Genomic DNA, 21,290 nt, shown 5'->3' with positions numbered 1-21,290 from the left:
ATGTGCCACGGCTGTGCGGTATGCGACGTCAGCCGGTGGCCGGCACGTGCGGCGCCCCCGTCCGGCGGGCCGTGACGACGTCCAGCATCTGCTCGCACGCCGTACGGAGCAGGGAGGGCAGGTCCACGTCGGCCATGGAGCCGCACATCGCGTCCTCCAGCTGCGTGCGGACGCTCAGCAGAGCCGGGTCCGGCTCCCCGTACGCGTCGAGCAGTTCGAGGGCGCGCCGGGCGCCGTCGGCGCAGCGGACCGGGCCGTACGCCGGGGGTTCGTCCAGCAGGCCGTGGGCGCTGCTGAGGAGGAAGGCGGCCAGCAGGACGATGTCATCGGTCAGGTCCGGTGCGGTCGTCGGCCGGTCAGGTCCAGGTGCCATGGCGGATCACTTCGTCACGGTGGCGTCGGGCGGAGGGGCGCACCGGGCCCGCCGGATGGCCGACCGGTACGAGGAGGAGGGGTTCGAGGTGCGGTGGCAGTGCCAGCAGGCGGCCCACGGCGGTCCGGGAGAAGCTGCTGACGGGACAGCCGCCCAGGCCGGTCGCGTGCGCGGCCAGGAGCAGGTTCTGTACGGCCATGGCCACGCACAGCAGCCCGACGTCCGCGGACCCGCTGTCCTCCCGGGCGGCCCGGTCGCGGTCGAAGCACGCCGTGACCACCAGTGGCGGCAGGCCGATCATGCCCGGCGCGAAGGCCCGCAGGCAGCGCACCGTGTAGGGGTCCCGGACGGCCACGAAACCCCATGCCTGCTTGTTGGCGGCCGTGGGTGCCGCGGGCATGACGTCCAGCAGTGCGTCGAGCAGCGTGTCGTCGACCGGTTCGCCGGTGTAGCGGCGCACCACCGCCCGCGACCGCAGCAGGTTCAGGAACGCCGTTCGTGCCGCCGCGGAGTCGGTCGCCTCGGGCGTGGTCCCGGCGGGGCGTGTCACCAGAGCACCGGCAGGCGTTCGGGGGTGCGCTTGATCCAGCCGGAGCGCCAGTTCACCTCGTCGGCAGGGATGGCGAGCCGCAGGCCGGGCAGGCGCGCGAGCAGGGCGGTGAGCGCGGTGGCCGCGTGGGCCCGGGCCAGCGCGGTGGCCGGGCAGTAGTGGCGGCCGCTGCCGAACGCCAGGTGGGGGTTGGGGGTCCGGGTCAAATCCAGCCGGCCCGGGTCACGGAAGACGGCCGGGTCGTGGTTGGCGCCTTCGACCAGGACGAGCACGAGATCGCCCGCGGCGACGGGGGTACCGCCCAGTTCGGTGTCCCGGGTGGCGACGCGCGCCAGCGCGTCACCGATGGACAGGTTGTAGCGCAGCAGTTCCTCCACCGCCGGGCCGATGGCCTCGGGGTGGTCCGCCAGCCACTGCCGTTGTCCGGTGTCGCGGAGCAGCAGCATGATCGCCAGCGTCAGGAAGGCGGCGGTGCTGACCGCTCCCGCTTCGAACAGGGAGTGCAGCGTCATCGTGAGGTGTTCGTCGGTGTCCGCCTCCTCCCCGTCGCCGCTGTCGGCGCGGAGCCGTGCCAGCGCGCCGAGGAGGCCGGGCGCGTCGGTCGCGCCGGGCGCCCGCAGCAGCCCGGCCATGTGGGCCATGCCTTTGTCCCAGTTGGCCAAGGTGCCTTCGAAGGGGCGGGGCGTGGTCATGATGCTGATGTCCAGGCCGCTCATCAGCCGTCGCCAGTCGTCGTCGGGCAGCCCCAGGACGGTGCACATCACGTACGCGGTGTACGGGTCGGTGAACCGTGCCTTGAGGTCGACGGGCGGGCCCTCGGCCAACACCTCGTCGATCAGCGCATCGGCCCGTTGCCGGAACCGGCCGGCCGCCTGCTTGACCGCGCGGGGCGACAGGGCCTGCATCACGGCGTCCCGCATCCCCTCGTCCTTGATGCGCGACAGGTTCTTGCGGATCTGGACGGGGAAGGTGGGCGCGTACTGCTGGCGCGCGCCGGGGGCGGCGGTGGCGGAGAGGCTGAAGGTCTCGTCTTCCAGGACGCGGGTGGCCAGGTCGTAGGTGGACACCAGCCATGCCGGGTCGCCGGCCAGCGTGCGCACCCGGGCGACCGGGCGCTCGTCGCGCAGCCAGGCGCACTCGTCGGGGACGACGTCACCGCGCCGGGAGAGCGGGAAGGCCACGTCCGTACCGGCGGGGTGGGCGGCCGGCTCGCCGGGAGGCTGTCCGCTCATGTCACGTCCCCTTCCCCGTTCGTGGGAGCGTCGTTCGGCGTCACCGCGAGGAACGCCTGGTTCTCCGCCGCTCGCAGACCGTTTTCCCTCATGCACAGCGGCCCGAGGACGGGCGTGAACAGGTGGTAGCAGGAAACCGACGAGGGAACGCCGAGAATGCTCGGGGTGTCCACGAAGAAAGGCAGTTCGCCGCACAGGTACTGCAGGCCGGCCCGTAGCTGGTCGGATTCCGCCACGTCTGCCGGGCCGCCGTCCCCGGATCCGGCAACGGCATGCGTTCCGTCCGCCTTCTGCGGCTGGCTCAGCATATGGAGACGGACCATGTCGTGGCAGGCTTCCGAGAATTCCGTGTCCTCACACAAGGCCTTGTCGATGTCCGCCCGCAGACGCTGGTAGGCGTCATTGTGCCGGAAGTCAGACAACATGTGGGCGCCGGGCAGCGGGCCGTCGGGCGAGGCCGCCTGGACGGCTTTGCGGATTCTCCGGCGCGCATCGGTGACACGTTTGCGAGCGCGCTTTCCGACACTCTCCGGAGCCGCCCCCTCAGCGGTCAGCACGGTGTCTATGTGGAGGTCGGCACAGATGATGTCGACGGCCCGGAACTGTCCCTGCGCCCAGTGCACCAGCGCGGTGAGCCGTTCAGCGCTGAAATAACTGTTGTTCGTGCTCACTCCGATCAGCGCGTGATCACCGCGCCGGCGAATACGGTCACACCGGTCAGTGAGAGGACGCGTGCGGAAATTCACCGCAGCCCGCGGCACACCCATACCCAACCTCCTGACTGCCGGAAACGGGACAGGGAAAGCGGCCGCCCGGTCACCCCCGCGGTTCGTCGCGCCCTGCCCGCACCACCGAGTGCGTTACTTTCTGAGTGCCCGGAGCCGCCGCGTGCCGACCGCCACCCCCGCCCATTTCACCCGTTCAGCCCACCTGCACGTTTCCCGCATGGCGCGCAGTACGAATGAATGCTCCGGCGCGCCGGTGTGCGATCTTTTCGACGCGTTCCGCTTACGGACCTGGCGAACGGGAGAGCATGGCAAATGAAGCGCATCCGGAAAGGCGAGCCCTCATGACAGCAGAGGAAATGACTCCGTACGGCAGAGAGGCCGCGCGAGTGGCCGACCGGGTCGCCGCACGCTATGCCGAAGTGGCACCCGCCCACCAGCATTCCCAGATCGCCGTCGTCGAGCGGCTGCTGACGCGCCTGCCACGCGGGGCCCGGGCGCTCGACGCGGGCTGCGGCACCGGACAGCCCACCTGTGCACAGTTGTGTGCGGGCGGGCTGGACGTCACCGGGATCGACGTGTCGGAGGCGATGCTGGCGGCGGCGCGCGCCAACGTGCCCCAGGCCCGCTTCCTCCTGGTGGACCTGCTCGGCGAACAGGCCACCGCACTGGGCACGTTCGACACCGTGGTCAGCTTCTTCTGCCTGATGAACCTCCCCGAGCCGGTGTTCGTCTCGGCGCTGGCCCGCTTCGCCTCGCTCACCCGGCCCGGCGGGACCGTCGTCGTCGGCGTTCCCGAACGCCCTGGCGACACACCCGTCGAGGGCCTTTACGGGACGTATCAGCCACCTCGGTGCACCCGCCAGGACCTGCGGCGCCGCGCCGAGCTCGCCGGGCTGACGGTCGAGGAGATCGAGGTGCGGCCGGGCACCGGCATCATGGGCGCGGAGGAGGAACACCTCTTCCTGCACGCCCGGCCGGCCCCGCCGGGGACCTCCAGCAGCTCCGCCCGGCCCGCGTCCCCTTCGGACCGCTCCGGGTAGGCACGGAGCCGCACGGCACCGCGATCCGTACCCGTCACCGGGCGACGGCGCGGGCGTAGAGCCGGAAGATCTCCGAGCCGTAGTACGGGCTGTAGGACGTCCGGTGGCTGTCCGGGCCGGACGGGCCGCCGCCGTTCAGGCCGCCGATGTTGCCGACCACGTACCCGGTCTTCGTCCGCTCGTCGAAGCGGCTCAGCCACGGACCGCCCGACGTGCCGCCGTAGAACCCGCCGCACTCCATGCGCAGTTGCCGCTGTCCGGTGAGCCGGCTGGTCCGTACGTCGCACCGTACGGCCTGGTCGGCGGGGTCGTTGCGGACGGTCGGGTAGCCGATGACGGTGACGTCCGTGGAGTAACCGGGGGTGCGCAGCAGGACGTTGCCGCCGGTCACCGACTCCAGCGCGCGGCCCTCGCCGTCCGGCGCGACCGTCGCGAACGCGAAGTCCAGGTCCGATCCGGGGCCGCTGCCGGTGCGCCGCGGGTCGGTGAAGCCGCGTTCGACCGCCCAGACCCCGTACGGCTGGGCGGTGGCGCCGGAACGATACTGCGGGACGAAGGCCGCACGGGACCCCGGCTTGCAGTGCCCGGCCGTCAGGATCAGATTGCGGTGCGGGCTGCGGACGACGCTCGCGGTGCAGTGGTGGGCCCGCGCGTCCTTGTCGACGGAGAACAGCACGCCGACGGAGGGCACGCCGTCGAAGTGCCGGGCGGACCGGGCGGCGCCCGCCGTGGCACGCGCGCCGGGCGCACCGGCGCTCTCCCCCGGCGCAGCCGCGCTCTTGCCGCTGCCCGTACCCGCCGGGACGGCCGCCGCCATCCGCCCGGCCGTCCAGTACCGGGCCGCGGCCTCGCTGGTCCAGCCGCCCGCGCCACGGCCGCTGCCGCCGCCACCGTCCGCGTCATCGGCGGCGGTGGTCGCACCGCTCGCGGGCGCCACGAGGAGGCACAGCGCGAGCCCGGCACCGACGGCGCTCACCCGGCCGCGGACCGGCCACCCGCCCCGGCGCCCGCGCCGCCCCGCCGGTCTCCGTACCTCGGATCCCCGCGCCTCGGGCCCCCGTACCTCCTCGGCTCGCCGTCCCACGTCAGCTCGTCTCCTCCGCGACCCACGCGAGATAGCCGGCCCCGCCCCGCGTGACGGGCGTGGCGATGATCTCCGGCGTGTCGTAGTCGTGCGCCGCGACGAGGTACGTCTCCAGTGCCTCGTACCGCGCGGCCGCCGTCTTGAACAGCACCTGCCACTCCTGTGCCGTCTCGATCGCCTGCTCCCACCGGTACACGGACGTGACGGGCGCGCTGATCTGGGCACACGCCGCCACCCGCGCCTCCACCGCGCCGCGCGCCAGCGCCTCCGCCTTCTCGGCACTGTCGGTCGTCGTCATGACGGTCAGGAAGCCGGCCGGGCCGCCGTCCGCCGCCGCGGCGGATTCCGGCCGCCCGCCGTGTTCCGCCGGTTCGTCTCGCATCCGGACGCCTCCTTCGGGCACTGGGTCGCTGATCAGGTCCACGCATCGTACGGACCCCGGTGATCACCCGGCGGCCGGACACCGGCCGTCGTGGCGGCCACCGGCCATTCGGCAGCCGACCGGCCACCCGTCAGGATGGTCCGGGAGGCACGGCGGTGCGGTGGGCGGAGGCGATCCGGGTACCAGTACCGGCACCGGTGCCGGCCCCGGCGCCGTGGACACTCGATGGATCCCGATCGAAAGGCCGCGTCATGGACGACCTCAGCTCGCTCACCCGTCGCCAGCTCGACGACGCCAGGGCCTCCGCTCACGGGCGCAGCGCCCACCTCTTCCTCCAGGACGGCCCGCTCCGGCAGACCGTGATCGCGCTCATCGAGGGCGCCGCCCTGGACGAGCACGTCACACCGCCGGCCGCCAGTCTCCAGGTGCTGCACGGGCGGGTGCGGCTGACCGGCACGAGCGACGACCGGGACCTGATCGCCGGGCAGGTCGTGCCGGTGCCCCACGAGCGGCACGGACTGAAAGCCCTCCAGGACTCCGCCGTCCTGCTGACCGCCGTCACCGCGACGAAGTCCATGAACTGACGGGAACCGGCCACGACCGGCCCTCGGGCCGGTCACCGCCGAATCCCCGGGCCGGCCACCGGCCGGGCCCTCAGGCCAGCCACTGGTCGAAGGCCAGCTTGCACAGCAGCGACACGACGACCACGACCAGCACCCCGCGCACGAACCCGGCGCCCCGCTTGAGGGCCATGCGCGCGCCGACCGTCCCGCCGACGAAGTTGAACGCCGCGAGCAGCGCGCCCAGTTGCCACAGGACCGTGCCCTGGTAGGCGAACATGGCCAGGGCGCCGATGTTGGTGCACACGTTGACGACCTTGGCGGTGGCCGAGGACGTCACCAGGTCCATGTGCAGGATCGCGGCCAGCGCGACGACGAGGAAGGCGCCGGTGCCGGGGCCGATGAGGCCGTCGTAGAAGCCGATGCCCAGGCCCGCCACCAGGAGCGCGAGCAGGAGGCGCCGCCAGGTGACGGGCCCCGAGGGCGGCGGTGCGGTGCCGAAGGCCGGGCGGAGCAGGACGAACGCCAGCACGCCCACCAGGACGGCCATGATCAGCGGGCGCAGCACCTCGCTGTCGATGCCCGCCGCGAAGAACGCGCCGCCCAGTGAGCCGCCGAGTGCGGCCAGTCCGATGCGCAGGGCGGTGCGCAGGTCGATCGGGGCCTTGCGTACGTAGGTCCAGGCCGCGGCGGCGGTGCCGACGACGGCCGTGGACTTGTTGGTCCCCAGGACGTACGCGGCGGGTGTGTGCGGGAGGCCGACGAGCAGGGCCGGCAGGAGCAGCAGACCGCCGCCGCCCACGACGGCGTCGATCCAGCCCGCCGCCAGGGCGGCCAGGCACAGCAGGAGAGTCGTCGTCAGAGATATGTCTGCGGGCACCGGGCGATCTTAAGGAGCCGGGCGGGACGGGAGGGGGCCGCGTGGCAGGAGTCACAGAAGTGGCGCGCGAGGAGGCGCGGGAACCGCGCAAGGGGCGTGCGGTGCACGGGTGATGGGCGGGCGATGGGCGGCCCGTGACCGCCGCCCACCACCCGTCCGTATCAGGGGCGCCCCGCCCCGGCACTGGTGGGGCGGGGCGCCGCGTCCGTCATCCGGCGAGGGCCTTGGTACGCCGGTGAGGACGGTCAGGGGCGGACCGCTGCGGGCGGTCCTTGGGGAACCGCTGCGGGCGGTCCTTGGCGGAACGTTGCGGACGGTCCTTGGCGGGCCGCTGCGGACGGTCGGCGAGCGGCTGTTGCGCGCGGTCCGGGGCGAGCCGGTGCGCACGGTCCGTCGTGACGCGTTTCGGGCGGTCCGGACGGCGTTCCGTGGCCGCCGGGGCTGCCGGGTCCGCCGACCTGGCCGTACGGAAGCGGGGCGTGCGCAGGATCGCGTGGTACGCGCGGGACTTCAGGACGTAGTACGCGAGGCGCGGCGTGCGGGGCTTCATGCGGGCCCCGGTGTTCCGGCGTCGGTGTCCGGCCGGCCCAGCAGGTCCGCCAGTCCTTCCGCCAGTCCGCCCGCCCAGCAGGCGTGGTCATGACCGCCGTTGTACTCCCTGTACGTGACGGGATGGCCGAGGACACGCAGCGTGTCGCGCAGTTCCCGGGAGCGGGTGCGCGCGTCCCCCTCGTACCGGCCCGCCCGCAGGTGCGTCCGCAGCTCACGGCGGCCTCCCGTGGCGAACCGTTCCGCCAGCCAGGAAGGCCGTTCCGCGGCGTCCGTCCCGTTCACGGGCCCCGCCCCCTCGGGCCGCCACCACAGCGCGGGCGACTGGGCCAGCACGTTGCCGAACCGGCGCGGCGCCGCGAATCCGGCGTACAGCGCGGTGAGTCCGCCCAGACTTTCGCCCGCGACCACCGTGCGCGACGGGTCGAACGTCACCGGCAGCCGCGCCGCCGCCCAGGGCAGCAGTTCGGCGGCGAGGAAGTTCGTGTACGCCTGCCGGCCGCCGAACTCTCGGGCGCGGGTGGCGTTGTCCACGGCGTCCGGCGCCAGCACGACCAGCGGCGGCAGCACGCCGTCCGCGATCAGCCGGTCGAAGAGGCCCTGCACGCCGAGCCGCCCGAACCACATGTCCCCGTCCAGCAGCACCAGCGTGTCGGCTCCGCCGTCCGGGAGCGGCCCCGGCGGTAGGTACGTCCAGACGTCGCGGCGGGCGGCGAGGGCGGCACTGGTCAGCCGGTGCCGTTCCACCGTGCCCCGGCCCATGCCCTCGTCCGGTCCGGCAGCCGGGGCCCACGGCCGCCACCGCTGCGGCGGGGCGTCCGGCAGCTCGAAGACCGAGCCGCCCTCGCCGCGCCAACGGGACGGCATGACGTGCGGGTTGAGCGGGTCGGGCCGGGCGGCGGCGAGCAGCGGGAGCAGCCGGGCCTGGAAGTCGTCCGCGGGCTCGGAGTCCGGCGCGGACGGCAGGGCTGACACCTCCTGCATCGCCACGGACACCTCCCCCGTATGGCCCCGGCCGCCCTCCGCCCCCGTGTCGGGCGCGATGACGTACGAGCCGCGGTGGTCGGAGGGCAGCCGGTAGGTGAGGTGCCAGACGTCGGTGCCGTGGATCCGGCGCATCAGGCTGCCCGCGAGGTGCGAGCGGTCCACGAGGCGGTTGACCAGCAGGAGGACCCGGCGGGTCCGGTCCGTGCCGCGCCACAGGAAGGTGACGGCCCGGTGCTCGGGGTCCCAGGGGAGCGGCTCGACGAGCGGGGTGCCCTGCGCCTCGGCCTCGGCCCAGAACTCGCGTACGGCGGCGTCGCGTCCGCCCGCGACGGAGGCGGCCAGCGCGACGATCCGCGGGCTGTCCACGATCTCGGCCGGTGCCGGGCGCGACGTGTGCGGCGGGCCGGCGGGTACGGCTTCCGCCGCCCCCGTTCCCGCCGGTCCGCCGCACCCGCCGGAAGGTGCGCCCGGCACCGTCCCCCGTACCGCCCCCGTCGCCGTACCCGTCGCGGCACCCGGCAGGGCTGCCCCGACCGCGCCCGTCGACGTGCCCACCGATGTCTTCATCGACGCTCCCATCGACAACCCGCTTCCCGCCCGGCGCTCCGGCGCGGGCACAGATGACTTCGGCCGAAGCCGTACGCAGCACGCCCCGACCTCGACTTAGGTAAGCCTAACCTAATCGCACATCGATCGCCGGGACAACACCCACGGAAACCGCGGATCAGGGCCGCCACCTGGGCTCTCAGGAGTCCTTTCAGAATGCTCCGCGGGCAAGGTTCGGGCAGGCGGAGAGCTGAAGGAAGGCGTCGTGCAGGTCGTCGGTGTGTCTCCCCGCTCCCCTCCCACCACCCCGCCTTCGCCGCGGTCGGCCCCGCGCGGCGCCGACCGGTCAGCCCTGCCGCATCGGGCATCATGCGGCGCATGAGCCACTCCGAACCGACCAGCGCACCCGGCAGGAGCGTGTTGTCGCACCGCCTGGTGCCGATGACCGGCCGCGACCCGGAGGAACACCACCGGGCCGCCTCACCACTGGAACTGCTCTTCGACCTGACGTTCGTCGTCGCCGTCGGCACCACGGCGACCCAGTTCGCCGAAATGCTCGCCGACGGCCACACCGCCCAAGCGATCACCGCGTTCGTGATGGCGATGTTCGCCATCAGCATCGCCTGGCTCAGCTTCAGCTGGTTCGCCTCCGCCTTCGCCACCGACGACTGGCTCTACCGCGCCCTGACGATGGTGCAGATGATCGGTGTCGTGGTGTTCGCACTCGGCCTTCCGGCGATGTTCCACTCCGTCGAAGCGGGCGGCCATCTCGCACTGCGGACCATGGTGATCGGCTACGTCGTGATGCGGATCGCGATGGTGGCGCAGTGGTGGCGCGCGGCCCGGGAGTCTCCCCCGTTCCACGACGTCGGGATGGCCAACATCCGCTGGACCGTGGTCGCCCAGGCCGGCTGGATCGTGGTCGCCTTCACCCGGCTGCCGCTCGCCGTCGTGTTCGCCTCGTTCCTGGTGCTCGGAGCCCTGGAACTGCTGGTACCGCTGCTCGCCCAGGGCCGCGCGGGGGGAACCCCCTGGCACCCCCACCATGTCGCCGAGCGGTACAGCCTGTTCGCCATCATCACCCTCGGCGAAGGAGTCGTCGGCACCATCGCCTCGTCCGGCGAACTTCTCGGCGGCGCGGACGGCACTCGGTGGAGCGCGAACGCCGTCGCCGTCGTCATCGCCGGCGTCGGACTCACCTTCGGCATGTGGTGGGTGTACTTCGTCACTCCCTTCGGCGACATCCTCACCCACCGCCGCGACCGCGGATACCTCTTCGGCCACGGACACATCCCCCTCTTCATCGGCATCGCCGGCGCCGGCGCCGGGCTCCACGTGGCCGGACTGCACCTGGAACACCACTCCAGGACCAGCGACACCGCCACCGTCCTGGCCCTGGCCCTCCCCGTCGGCCTCTACCTGATGACGATCTATGCCCTGCACACCCTGCTGCTCTCCACCGCAGACCGCTTCCACCTGCTGCTCATCGGCCTCACCCTCGCCGTACTCGCCGCCGCCGTACTGCTCGCCGCGGCCGGCGTCGCCGTCGCGGTCTGCCTGCTCATCGTCATGCTCGCCCCCTTCGTCACCGTGATCGGCTACGAAACCGTCGGCCACCGGCATCAGGAGCACATGCTGAAAGACATCGCCGCGCAGGATCACTGACCACCCGCCGGCCGAGCACGGACGGGACGCCGCGCGCCCGCCACCGAAGCGAAGCCCTCCACCGCCTCCTCCCCGCACGGCGGCCGGCCGACCGCTGTCGGCAGGGCGAGGCTCCGCTGTCCTCATTCAATGAGACACCCTTCGGACCGAGGGTTTTACAGCTGATCGACCAGGGCAGTGACAGCGTGCCAGAAGATCAACACAGTCCTTCAGTCCGGGAGTTGAAAATGCCCCCCTCTCTCTTGACGAGATCGTACGGAAGTGGGCCGAGCGGACCATCGCGTACTACAACAAGGGCAAGGGAAGCTTCAGCTGATCCTACGCGACCAACTGGGACCACTCCAAGAGCGACCAATTAAGCAAGCACGCCGCCGACGAGCTGAGGAAAATCGACGATGTAGCGGTCGACTATCACTACCCGCAGCAGGACATAGGGAACGCCTGGGAAATCCTGGACCACCAGGAGCTCGTCAACGATACGTCAAATGTTCAGACACAGACCGCTACCTTCAAGACGAAAACCACGGACACCTATTCGTGGAAGCTGGGCGGTGGATTCAAGATCGGCGTTGAGGTGTCGGGCAAGGTCGACCTGCCACTCATCGCCGAGGGTGCGGTGAAGTGGAGCGGCGAGATCAGCTTCAGCGCAGAACACACCTCGACCACGACGCAGGAGCGCGAATGGGAATTCTCCTCCCCGGTGACAGTTCCCGCGCGGCGGAAGGTGACCGCCACCCAGTCCATCAATGAGCAGTCGATCAAGATTCCTTTCAGCGCATCCGTCAAACTGAAAGGCGCCGCCGTCGTCCAGTTCGACCAAGAGGTCCCGCTGGACAAGAACGACCCTCACCACCGGATGTGGTTCATGGCCATCGGCGATATTTTCCACGATCTCAAGTGGTACAACGACAACGGGGGATACGGTGACCCCGTCGACCTTACCGGGTATGTGGTGACCGCTTCCGACACCGTCATCGCCCGGGTAGAGGGCACCATGACAGGAAAATACGGAATGACCAGCAGGAGTGTATATACCGAGAGCTGCATCAAGAAGCAGTCGCATACCAAGGCGACCGACGAGAGCTGCGACGACTCCGACGGCGGACAGGAAGCGTCCTGGACGCAATACGAGTCGCGGACATTCGGGGCCTAGTACCGGATCGAGCAACGTCCGCCCTGTCGATGACGGCGCGTAGGCGCGGGCGGTCGATTGCCGGTTTCGCCACGTGATGTGGCGGCGGACGCGGCACCTCATGGTTGCGCGTCGGCCAGTGTCGAGGGGGTCGGCCCACGCCGACAGTCCGGCCCGCGCCGGGACCGTGTAAGCGACCGGTGCCCAGGGCACCCCGTTGCGGTTGCCCCTCACCGGCGGCCGCCATGGTGCCGTCACCCAGCTGTCGCGAAGGACTTCTTAGAGAGTTCTTAACCCCGCGCACTATCCACGTGTCCATGGATTCCAAGATCGCCCCAACCGGCGGCAGCCCGCGCCCCGGCGCCCGACCCCGCACCCGCACCGGCACGCGCGTGCTCGCCGTCTCCCTCGCGCTGACGGCCACGGCCACCGTCGGCGCCTCCGGGTGCAGCGGCCAGGCCGTGGCCGGGACCGTCGAAGGGCGGCATGTCGACATTCCCGTACGGGGCGGCACGGCCACCGTCGACACCGGCACCCTGGCCGTCAACGCCCGTGCGGCGGACGGCAGGAGCCTGGCCCTGTCCGCCCCGTCCGGCTCCGCCCTCGGCAAGCCCGGCCCGGTCGAACGCACCGACGGCGGTGCCCGCTGGAGCTACCCGGACAAGGGCCTGACGGTGACCGCGCGCGCCGACCACGGGCGGCTGCGGGTCAGCATGAAGGCGGACCGTGACGGCTCGCTTACCTGGCCGGTGACCGGCACCGACCGGGCCGCGTCGTCCGTGCAGCTGCCGCGCGGCGAGGGCCTGGACATCCCCGTACGCGACACGTTCTGGAACTCCGCGAAGGCCGGTCTCACGGGCGACGCGATCGACATGGGCGGCCAGCTCGAACTGCCGCTGTGGGGCTACTCCCTGGGCAAGGGGCGTGGCGTCAGCTACCTCACCCCCACCGACATAGGCACCGCACTGCAGTTCCGCTCCGACGGCGGGCAGCTGCGCACCTCCACCACCCACGACTTCAACGGCGGCGACGGCACCCGCGACTACACCGTCACCTTCGCCCTCACCGACGGAAACCCTGTCGCGCCCGGCGCCGACTACCGCTCCTGGCTCTCCGAGCACGGACAGCTCGGCAGCCTGCGCGAGAAGATCCGCAAGAATCCGGCGAACGGGCGGCTGCTCGGCGCCTTCCACGCGTACGTGTGGGGCGACGCGCGCAAGGCCGGCGGCGTCGAGCGACTGCGGAAGCTGGGCGTGGACCGGATGTGGCTCGGTTACGACGCCGGGGCCGACCCGATGGACGCCGAGGCCGTCAAGGCGGCGAAGAAGGCGGGCTACCTCGTCGGCCCGTACGACACGTTCGCCAACGGCCAGGATCCGAAGACCGCCGACTCCCCCACCTCCAAGTGGCCCGGCACGGTCTACCCGGACTTCTGCGTACGGGACGCCCGGGGCAAGCCGGAGACCGGCTTCGGCGACCGCGGCTGTTACCTCAGCTCGCGCGCCTTCGAACAGGCCGAGCCGGAGCACCACTACCTCGCCGACCGCACCCGCGCCATGACCGCCAACGGCGCCGGCAGCTACTTCCTCGACGTCGACGCGACCGGCGAGGAGTTCCGCGACCACAGCGCCGCCCACCCGATGACCAAGGCGGACGACCGCGCGAACCGGCTGGCCCGGATGCGGCGCCTGGCCGAGGACAAGAAGCTCGTCCTGGGCTCGGAGAGCGCCCAGTCCTGGGCCAACCAGGTGCTGGCCTTCGATCACGGGGCGGCCACACCGGTCGCGGACGGCCTGTGGAAGCTCCAGCGAGACAAGGAGACCTGGGGCGGCTGGTACCCGCAGAACGCCCCCAAGACGTTCTTCAAGCCGGTGGACCTGCCGGCCGACCTGGCGAAGGCGATGTACGACCCGGCCTACCGGATACCGCTGTACGAGACCGCGCTGCACAGCTCACTCGTCAACGCCGAGCGGTGGGAGCTGTCGTACGACAAGCTGCCGAAGCAGAAGACCGACCGCGCGCTGCTGGCGATGCTCTACAACATCCCGCTGAACTACGTGCTCGACGGCCCGTCCATCAAGAAGTCCGGTCCGGAACTGGCAGCGTTGCAGCAGTACTTCGCGCCGCTGCACAAGGCGGCGGGCACCGAGAGGCTGACCTCGTTCCGCCGACTGACCGACGACAACCTCGTGCAGCGTACGGAGTTCGGCAACGGCAAGCTCACCGTCACCGCCAACTTCGGCACGGTCCCGTACGCCGGGCTGCCCGCCGGCTGCGTCGACGCCGAGCTGCGTGGCGACAAGCAGCCGCGGCGCCTGTGCCCGGCGAAGGCCGCGGGCTGACGTGGTGACGGGGCGGGGCGCTCCCAGGCGCCCCGCCCCGCCTCACGGCCGCCTCACGGCCGCCTCACGGCCGCCTCATGGATGCTGTCACCGCTGCCCGGCACAGCGCCGTAGCCCCGCTCCCGGCGGTACCGGCATCAACCTACGACGCCGGTCCTCACACCCCGGCCTCCCCCACGCTGAGGGCAGCGTTCCCCGCGGGTAACAACGCAGATGCGGACGGGTAACAGCCGGACCGCACGCTGGCGGACATGACCTCGCAACAGCGTGTGCGTGTGGTGGTGATCGGCGGCGGCATGGCGGCCGCCCGGCTCGCGCAGCGCCTCCGTCCGGCCGGTGCCGGCGGTCCGGCGCTCACCGTCCTCGGTGAGGAGCCGCACGCGCCGTACAACCGTGTCCTGCTCGCCGAGGTGCTGGCCGGCCGGTACGCGCCCGAGGTCATCGCGCTGCCCGCCCCGCACGACGGTGTGCGGTGGCTGGGCGGGGTGCGGGCGGTGCGGATCGACCGGGCGGCCCGTACGGTGCTGTGCGACGACGGGCAGGCCGTGCCGTACGACCGGCTCGTCCTCGCGACCGGCTCCAACCCGGTGCTGCCACCGCTGCGCGGCCTCTTCCCGCCCGGCCACGACGACCTTCCCGACGGCGTCCACCCCTTCCGCACCCTGGACGACTGCACGGCGCTCGCCGCGGCCGCCGCCCGGCCGGGGGCGCGCGCCGTGGTGATCGGCGGCGGGCTGCTCGGTGTGTCCGCGGCCCGGGCGCTGGCCGAACGCGGGGTGCCGGTGCTGCTCGCGCAGCAGGGTGAGCACCTGATGGAGCGGCAGTTGGACGCCGGTGCCGCGGCCCTGCTGCGCGCGCACATCGAGGCGCTGGGCGTGGAGGTCCACACCAAGTGCCGGGTGCGCGGGCTGCGCGTCGAGGACGGTTCCGTACGCGGTGTGGAACTCGCGGACGGTTACGTGCCCGACGCCGACGTGGTCGTCCTCGCCTGCGGGGTACGGCCGCGCACCGGACTCGCGCGAGCCGCCGGACTGCCGGTGGACCGCGGCATCGTCGTCGACGACGAGCTGCGGACGGCCGATCCCCGCATTCACGCGATCGGCGACTGTGCGCAGCACGACGGTGTGGTGTACGGGCTGGCGGGCGCCGCCCTCGAACAGGCGGACCTGCTGGCGCGGCTCCTCTCGGAGGAGGCCGCCGCCCGTTACCGAGGCACCCGCGCCCTCACCCGTCTCACCCTCACCGGCCCGAACCCAGGCCCGAACTCCGGCGCGCGCCCCGGCACGAACCCCGGCCCGAACTCCGGCGCGAACCCCGGCCCAGGCTCCGGCGCGGACTCCGGCGTGTACCTCGGACCGAACTCCGGCGCGCAAAGCACCCCCCTCGACCTCGCCGCCTTCGGCACCCCTTCCCCCCGCCCCGGCGACGACGTGATCCGCCTGTCCGACGCCACCCGCAGCGCCTACCGCAAGGTCATCGTCCGCGGTGACCGCCTGGTCGGCGGCATCCTCCTCGGCGACCTCGGTGCCGTCGGCACCCTCGCCCGTACCTGGGAGGCCGACGACCCGCTGCCCGACGCCCCCCTTCTGCACCTGCTCACCACCGACCGCCCCACCCCCGACGGAGGCTCCTGACGATGGCCGCAACCGCCGTTCCCACCCTCGTGCTCATCGGCCACGGCATGGTCGGCCAGCGGTTCCTCGAAGCCCTCGCCGACCGCGGGGTGACCCGCCGGTCCCGGGTCGTGGTGCTCTGCGAGGAGCCCCGGCCCGCCTACGACCGGGTCCAGCTCACCTCGTACTTCGCGGGCCGCACGCCGGACGAGCTGTCCCTCACCGACCCCGGGTTCATGGCCCGGCACGGCATCGAACTGCACCTCGGCGACCCGGCCACCGCCGTCGACCGCGCCACGCGCACCGTCACCGCCCGTTCCGGCCTGACGGTCCCCTACGACACGCTGGTGCTGGCCACCGGCTCGTACCCGTTCGTGCCGCCGGTGCCCGGCGCGGACAGCACCGGCTGCTTCGTCTACCGGACCGTCGAGGACCTGCTCGCCATCGAGGAGTACGCCAAGAACTCCCGCACCGGCACGGTCGTCGGCGGCGGCCTGCTCGGCCTGGAGGCGGCCGGCGCCCTCAAGGGACTCGGGCTGCGCACCCACATCGTGGAGTTCCAGCCGCGGCTGATGGCCGTCCAGGTGGACGAGGGCGGCGGCAGCGCGCTGCGCCGGACCGTGGAGGAGATGGGCCTGAGCGTCCATACGGGCGTCGGCGGCAAGGAGGTCGTCACGGGTGCGGACGGGGCCGTGCAGGCCATGGAACTGTCCGACGGCTCGCGCGTCGATACCGACCTGGTGGTCTTCTCGGCCGGGGTGCGCCCGCGCGACCAGCTCGCCCGCGACTGTGGGCTGCCGGTGGGCGAGCGCGGCGGCATCGTCGTGGACGAGCGGTGCCGTACCGGCGACCCGGCCGTGTACGCGATCGGCGAGTGCGCGCTGGCCGCGGACGGCAGGGTGTACGGCCTGGTGGCGCCCGGTTACGAGATGGCAGAGACGGCGGCCGCCGCGATCGCCGGTGATCCGGACGTGCCCGCCTTCGCCGGCGCCGACACCTCCACCAAGCTCAAGCTCCTCGGCGTGGACGTGGCTTCCTTCGGGGACGCGCACGGCACCACTCCGGGCTGCCTCGACGTCGTGTACGCCGACTCCCGTTCCGGCGTCTACAAGAAGCTGGTCGTCGGCGCGGACGGCGCACTCCTCGGCGGTGTGCTGGTCGGCGACGCCGAGTCGTACGGGCTGCTGCGCCCGCTCACCGGCACCGTGCCGCCGGTCGCCCCGGAACAGCTCGTGCTGCCCGCGGGCACCGGCGCACCCGCCGGCGCCCTCGGCCCCGCCGCGCTCCCCGACGACGCGGTGATCTGCAACTGCCACAACGTCACCAAGGGCACCATCCGCACCGCGGTCTCCGAGCACTCCTGCACCACCGTGCCCGAGGTGAAGAAGTGCACCAGGGCGGGCACCGGCTGCGGCAGTTGCGTCAAGGCGCTGACGACGCTGGTCAACGACGAGCTGGCGGCCGGCGGCGTGGCCGTCGACCAGGGCCTGTGCGGCTGCTTCCCGCACACCCGCGCCGAACTGTACGAGATCGTCCGCACCCGCCACCTCACCTCGTACGCCGCACTGCTGGACGGCCACGGCCGGGCGGAGGCACGCGGCGGCGACGGCTGCGAGACCTGCAAACCGACCGTCGCCTCGATCATCGCCAGCCTCGCTCCCACGGTCGGCGCCGACGGCTACGTCCTGGACGGCGAGCAGTCCGCCCTCCAGGACACCAACGACCACTTCCTCGCCAACCTCCAGCGCAACGGCTCCTACTCGGTCGTCCCGCGCATCCCCGGCGGCGAGATCACCCCGGAGAAGCTGATCGTCATCGGCGAGGTGGCCCGCGACTTCGGCCTCTACACGAAGATCACCGGCGGCCAGCGCATCGACCTCTTCGGCGCCCGCGTCGACCAGCTCCCGCGCATCTGGGCCCGCCTGGTGGACGCCGGGTTCGAGTCCGGACACGCGTACGGCAAGGCGCTGCGCACCGTGAAGTCGTGCGTCGGGCAGACCTGGTGCCGCTACGGCGTCCAGGACTCCGTCCGGATGGCCATCGACCTGGAGCTGCGCTACCGGGGCCTGCGCTCCCCGCACAAACTCAAGTCGGCGGTCTCCGGCTGTGCGCGCGAGTGCGCCGAGGCGCGCGGCAAGGACTTCGGCGTCATCGCCACCTCCAACGGCTGGAACCTCTACGTCGGCGGCAACGGCGGCGCCGACCCGCGCCACGCCGACCTGCTCGCCCAGGACCTCTCCGACGCCGAACTGGTCCGTATCGTCGACCGCTTCCTGATGTTCTACATCCGCACCGCCGACCGCCTGGAGCGCACCTCCGCCTGGCTGGAGCGCATCGAGGGCGGCCTCGACCACGTACGGGACGTGGTCGTGCACGACTCGCTCGGCCTCTGTGACGAGCTGGAGGCCCTGATGGCCGCGCATGTGACGGCCTACCGCGACGAGTGGGCCGACACCCTCGCCGACCCGGAACGCCTCGCCCGGTTCGTCTCCTTCGTCAACGCGCCGGACGCCCCCGACCCGGCCGTCCGCTTCGTCCCGGAGCGCGACCAGATCAAGCCGGACCTGCAACTGCTGGCCGGGGCGACGCTGCCGGTCCGCACCGCTTCCGACGCCCTGCCCCGCACCCGCACCCTGGAAGGGACCGCCACCCGATGACTCTCGCCGTCGAACTCCCCCCGGGCCGGCACTCGGACCGGCACTCGGACCGCACCTGGTTCCCGGTCTGCGCCCCCTCCGCCCTCGTCCCCGGCCGGGGTGTCGCCGCCCTCCTTCCCGACGGCGGGCAGGTGGCGCTGTTCATGGACCGCGCGGGACGCCCGTACGCCATCGGCAACCGTGACCCGTTCACAGGTGCGTACGTGCTGTCCCGCGGCCTGACCGGCACGGCGGACGGCCGCCCGTTCGTCGCCTCGCCCCTCCTCAAGCAGCGCTTCGACCTGGAGACGGGCGCCTGCCTGGACGATCCGGCGGTGTCGGTGCCCGTCTACCGGGTGCGGGAGATCGGGAGCTAGCTTCCCCACGCCCGGTCTCCTGCGCTCCTCGCCCCACCCGGCCTGGGAGTATCCCCGCCGGGCCGGGCGTAGGCTGGTGCCCCCGACGCCCCGACGAAGGAGCGCAGCAGGCGTGACCCGTTGGACCACGAGCCACATCCCCGACCAGACGGGCCGCTCGGCCGTCGTCACCGGTGCAAACAGCGGCATCGGCTACATCACCGCGCGCGAGCTGGCCCGCCGTGGCGCCCGTACCGTACTGGCCTGCCGCAACGAGGCACGCGGGCACGCCGCGCTCGCCCGGCTGCGCTCCGAAGTACCGGCCGCCGAGGCCGAGTTCCGGCAGCTCGACCTGGCCGACCTGGCGTCCGTACGCGCCTTCGCGGCGGGCCTGGACGACTTCGACGGCGACCGTCTCGATCTCCTCGTCAACAACGCCGGTGTGATGGCGCTCCCGCACCGCCGTACCGCCGACGGATTCGAGATGCAGTTCGGGACCAACCACCTCGGCCACTTCGCGCTCACCGGCCTCCTCCTGCCCAAGCTGCTGGCCACGCCCGGGGCGCGCGTCGTCACCGTCTCCAGCGGCTTCCACATGCTGAGCAACGTCGACCTGGACGACCTCAACAGCGAGCGCGGCTACCGCCGCTGGATCGCCTACGGCCGTTCCAAGAGCGCCAACCTGCTCTTCGTCCACGAGCTGTCGCGCCGCCTGGCGCGCGCCGGTTCGCAGGTACTGGCCGTCGCGGCGCACCCCGGGTACGCCGACACCAACCTGCAGACCGCCGGCGTACGGATGGAGGGCCGTACGGGCGCCGAGCGCGTCGTGGCGCTGGCCAACCGCATCGTCGGCCAGCCCGCCGAGTCCGGCGCCCTGCCGACGCTGTGCGCCGCCACCGCCCCGCACATGAAGTCGGACGCCTTCCTCGGCCCGCGCACCGGCCTGCGCGGCGCGACCGCGCCGTCCCCCCGCGCCCCGTGGACGCGCAACGACGAGACGTCGGCGCGGCTGTGGGAAGCGTCGGAGGAGCTGACGGGCGTACGGTACGACTTCGGCGGTGCTGCCCGGTGAACGCCACTTCTTCCAGCACCCCGCCGGACGGCATGCCCGTCTACCGCGTCCTGACCGGCCCGGACGACGCCACGTTCTGCCACCGGGTGAGCGAGATGCTCGCCCTCGGCTACGAGCTGCACGGCGGGCCCGCCGTGACCAGCAACGGCGGGCACGTGATCGTCGCCCAGGCGCTGCTCTGGCCGGGCGGGGCGCAAGAGTCCCAGGCGGCGCGTTCGTAGCGGCCTCGGCGGCCGTGGCAAGATCCGCTCCCATGTACGACGAGCGTCACGCCCAGCCCGCCCCGGCCCCCACCAACCCCTACGCGCCCCACACGTACCCCCACCAAACCTCCGTTTACCGCCTCCCCGACATCCCCGAACCCGCCGGTGACCTCCGCCGCCTCACCGCGATCGTCATCGACAGCGTGCTGCTCACCGGCCTGCTCGGTGTGCTGTCCCTGGGCGTCCGGGTGGGCGGCGACCGCCCGTTCGGCGCGTTCTGGGCGGTGGCGATCGGGTGCGGGCTCGGGGTGTCGTTCCTCAACCATGTGGTGCTGACGAGGATGCTCGGTGCGAGCGTGGGCAAGTTCCTGGTCAGGACGCGGGTGATCCTGGAGAAGACCGGCACCCGGCCCCGTCTCCCCCGGCTGGTCAAGCGCTGGCTGGCCGGTTACGGATTCCTCGTGCTGTGGCTGATCACGGCGGTCTTCGACGGTGCGGACGACCCGGAGGACCTGTGCGGCGTACGCATGGTGCGCCGCCGCGACCTGCTGTTCGTGTAACCACCCATGGCCGTGCGGCCGGTCACTCCAACCCCGAAACCTCGAAGACCTTCCGGGCCCCGTCCCGGTCGACGCGCTCGCCCAGCACCCGCAGCACCTCGCTCCCCGACCGCAGCAGCCCGCGCTCCCGGGACAGCCGGGCGCCGGTGTCGAGGAGGTGCCAGAGGGCCGGGTCGGCGGTGAGGATCTTGGGATCCAGTTCGACACGGTCACCCACCGCGTCGCGCAGCACGAGCCGGGGCGCCATCCCGTCGCTGCGGTGGACGAGGACCAGCAGGTCGGTACGGACCCGGCGCTCGCGCAGCAGCCCGCGTACGGCGATCCATCCCGCGCCGGCCGTCACCCGTGCCGGGAAGAGCGCCGCGAAGAGCACCACCGTGAGGGCCGTCCAGCAGGCGGCGCGCAACGGGTCGAGGGTGCGGCAGGCGAGGTCGACGCCGAGCATGAGGCACAGGACGCCGGCCGTGCCGCAGGCCGTCGTGCGCAGTTCGGCCGTCCACCGGCGGTCGCGGTACGCCGCCGGGCCGTGCACCGGGGGTGGAAGGGCGTACCTCCTTCGCGTATGCCGTCCATCGCGCGTCACACCGCCTCTCCGTTCCATGGCCGTGACGGTAGGCCCGTGGCGCGTACGCCGCCGGGACATTGACGCGACACTGACGGCGCGTCGCGGCTGCTTGACGCACCGCTGACAACGCGACCCCCGCCGTACACCGCCCGCCTGCCGGTGCCCGCGCCACCCGGTGTCCCGGCCAACCGGTGCCCCGGCCACCCATCCGCATCGGGACACGCCCGCCGGGCAT

General features: G+C 72.4%; 21 protein-coding genes. 11 read left to right on the top strand and 10 right to left on the bottom strand.

The window, feature by feature from the left end:
- Positions 1-28: 28 nt before the first annotated feature.
- Genes OEIGOIKO_RS28565 through OEIGOIKO_RS28550 form a run of 4 tightly spaced genes read right to left on the bottom strand, consistent with a single transcriptional unit; the run spans position 29 to position 2,922 of the window.
- Positions 29-373 carry a DUF6092 family protein gene (locus OEIGOIKO_RS28565; protein ID WP_218040009.1) on the bottom strand — a complete coding sequence of 115 codons (345 nt, stop codon included), beginning with the start codon at positions 371-373 and terminating at the stop codon, positions 29-31.
- Positions 357-923 (bottom strand): nitroreductase family protein, encoded by a 567-nt coding sequence (locus OEIGOIKO_RS28560; RefSeq protein ID WP_246177569.1) that lies wholly within the window; start codon positions 921-923, stop codon positions 357-359. The genes OEIGOIKO_RS28565 and OEIGOIKO_RS28560 overlap by 17 nt, the downstream gene beginning before the upstream one ends.
- The gene (locus OEIGOIKO_RS28555; protein WP_125056409.1) at positions 920-2,155 is read right to left on the bottom strand and encodes a cytochrome P450; all 1,236 of its coding nucleotides are present in this window, start codon (positions 2,153-2,155) and stop codon (positions 920-922) included. The genes OEIGOIKO_RS28560 and OEIGOIKO_RS28555 overlap by 4 nt, the downstream gene beginning before the upstream one ends.
- Entirely contained in the window at positions 2,152-2,922 is a 771-nt protein-coding gene (locus OEIGOIKO_RS28550) for a tRNA-dependent cyclodipeptide synthase (RefSeq protein ID WP_125056407.1), read from the bottom strand. Before OEIGOIKO_RS28550 ends, OEIGOIKO_RS28555 begins: the two co-directional genes overlap by 4 nt.
- Positions 2,923-3,224: 302 nt before the next feature.
- Between OEIGOIKO_RS28550 and OEIGOIKO_RS28545 the strand changes: the two genes are divergently transcribed.
- A complete protein-coding gene (locus tag OEIGOIKO_RS28545) occupies positions 3,225-3,923 on the top strand; it encodes a class I SAM-dependent methyltransferase (RefSeq protein ID WP_170251889.1) in 699 nt (232 codons plus the stop codon).
- A gap of 34 nt (positions 3,924-3,957) precedes the next feature.
- On the opposite strand, the gene OEIGOIKO_RS28540 is transcribed toward OEIGOIKO_RS28545, so the two are convergent.
- Both OEIGOIKO_RS28540 and cutA read right to left on the bottom strand, forming a co-directional pair.
- The gene (locus OEIGOIKO_RS28540) at positions 3,958-4,899 is read right to left on the bottom strand and encodes a trypsin-like serine peptidase (RefSeq protein WP_125056403.1); all 942 of its coding nucleotides are present in this window, start codon (positions 4,897-4,899) and stop codon (positions 3,958-3,960) included.
- A gap of 109 nt (positions 4,900-5,008) precedes the next feature.
- A complete protein-coding gene (gene cutA, locus OEIGOIKO_RS28535) occupies positions 5,009-5,305 on the bottom strand; it encodes a divalent-cation tolerance protein CutA (RefSeq protein WP_031002013.1) in 297 nt (98 codons plus the stop codon).
- Between the two features lie 335 nt (positions 5,306-5,640).
- Between cutA and OEIGOIKO_RS28530 the strand changes: the two genes are divergently transcribed.
- A complete protein-coding gene (locus tag OEIGOIKO_RS28530) occupies positions 5,641-5,973 on the top strand; it encodes a cupin domain-containing protein (protein WP_031002012.1) in 333 nt (110 codons plus the stop codon).
- Between the two features lie 70 nt (positions 5,974-6,043).
- Here OEIGOIKO_RS28530 and OEIGOIKO_RS28525 read toward each other — a convergent pair whose 3' ends face one another.
- From OEIGOIKO_RS28525 to fes, 3 genes are all read right to left on the bottom strand, one after another.
- The gene (locus OEIGOIKO_RS28525) at positions 6,044-6,829 is read right to left on the bottom strand and encodes a sulfite exporter TauE/SafE family protein (protein WP_125056400.1); all 786 of its coding nucleotides are present in this window, start codon (positions 6,827-6,829) and stop codon (positions 6,044-6,046) included.
- A gap of 208 nt (positions 6,830-7,037) precedes the next feature.
- Positions 7,038-7,379, bottom strand: coding sequence for a hypothetical protein (locus tag OEIGOIKO_RS28520; RefSeq protein ID WP_125056398.1), 342 nt, complete (start codon positions 7,377-7,379; stop codon positions 7,038-7,040).
- The gene (gene fes / locus OEIGOIKO_RS28515; RefSeq protein ID WP_125056397.1) at positions 7,376-8,932 is read right to left on the bottom strand and encodes an enterochelin esterase; all 1,557 of its coding nucleotides are present in this window, start codon (positions 8,930-8,932) and stop codon (positions 7,376-7,378) included. The genes OEIGOIKO_RS28520 and fes overlap by 4 nt, the downstream gene beginning before the upstream one ends.
- Positions 8,933-9,289: 357 nt before the next feature.
- Here fes and OEIGOIKO_RS28510 point away from each other — a divergent pair, with 357 nt between their 5' ends.
- From OEIGOIKO_RS28510 to OEIGOIKO_RS28470, 9 genes are all read left to right on the top strand, one after another.
- Positions 9,290-10,576: a low temperature requirement protein A gene (locus OEIGOIKO_RS28510; protein ID WP_125056395.1), complete on the top strand. Its 1,287-nt coding sequence runs from the start codon at positions 9,290-9,292 to the stop codon at positions 10,574-10,576.
- A gap of 379 nt (positions 10,577-10,955) precedes the next feature.
- On the top strand, positions 10,956-11,729 hold the full coding sequence (locus tag OEIGOIKO_RS28505) for an ETX/MTX2 family pore-forming toxin (RefSeq protein WP_125056394.1): 774 nt from the start codon (positions 10,956-10,958) through the stop codon (positions 11,727-11,729).
- 296 nt (positions 11,730-12,025) lie between these two features.
- On the top strand, positions 12,026-14,050 hold the full coding sequence (locus tag OEIGOIKO_RS28500) for a glycoside hydrolase (RefSeq protein WP_125056392.1): 2,025 nt from the start codon (positions 12,026-12,028) through the stop codon (positions 14,048-14,050).
- Between the two features lie 251 nt (positions 14,051-14,301).
- Entirely contained in the window at positions 14,302-15,684 is a 1,383-nt protein-coding gene (locus OEIGOIKO_RS28495) for an NAD(P)/FAD-dependent oxidoreductase (RefSeq protein ID WP_174857230.1), read from the top strand.
- A gap of 2 nt (positions 15,685-15,686) precedes the next feature.
- A complete protein-coding gene (gene nirB, locus OEIGOIKO_RS28490) occupies positions 15,687-18,320 on the top strand; it encodes a nitrite reductase large subunit NirB (protein WP_125056391.1) in 2,634 nt (877 codons plus the stop codon).
- Positions 18,317-18,676: a nitrite reductase small subunit NirD gene (nirD, locus tag OEIGOIKO_RS28485; RefSeq protein ID WP_125056389.1), complete on the top strand. Its 360-nt coding sequence runs from the start codon at positions 18,317-18,319 to the stop codon at positions 18,674-18,676. Before nirB ends, nirD begins: the two co-directional genes overlap by 4 nt.
- Before the next feature lie 112 nt (positions 18,677-18,788).
- Positions 18,789-19,727, top strand: coding sequence for an oxidoreductase (locus tag OEIGOIKO_RS28480; protein ID WP_125056388.1), 939 nt, complete (start codon positions 18,789-18,791; stop codon positions 19,725-19,727).
- A gap of 32 nt (positions 19,728-19,759) precedes the next feature.
- Positions 19,760-19,948 (top strand): DUF1737 domain-containing protein, encoded by a 189-nt coding sequence (locus tag OEIGOIKO_RS28475; protein WP_125059070.1) that lies wholly within the window; start codon positions 19,760-19,762, stop codon positions 19,946-19,948.
- Positions 19,949-19,980: 32 nt separating this feature from the next.
- Complete coding sequence (locus OEIGOIKO_RS28470) at positions 19,981-20,490, top strand: RDD family protein (RefSeq protein ID WP_125056386.1); 510 nt, start codon at positions 19,981-19,983, stop codon at positions 20,488-20,490.
- A gap of 22 nt (positions 20,491-20,512) precedes the next feature.
- Here OEIGOIKO_RS28470 and OEIGOIKO_RS28465 read toward each other — a convergent pair whose 3' ends face one another.
- A complete protein-coding gene (locus tag OEIGOIKO_RS28465; protein ID WP_246177568.1) occupies positions 20,513-21,073 on the bottom strand; it encodes a hypothetical protein in 561 nt (186 codons plus the stop codon).
- Between the last annotated feature and the right edge of the window lie 217 nt (positions 21,074-21,290).

This window comes from Streptomyces paromomycinus (genome assembly GCF_003865155.1).
Lineage (GTDB): Bacteria > Actinomycetota > Actinomycetes > Streptomycetales > Streptomycetaceae > Streptomyces > Streptomyces chrestomyceticus.
This window is presented reverse-complemented; position numbering and strand designations above follow the sequence as displayed.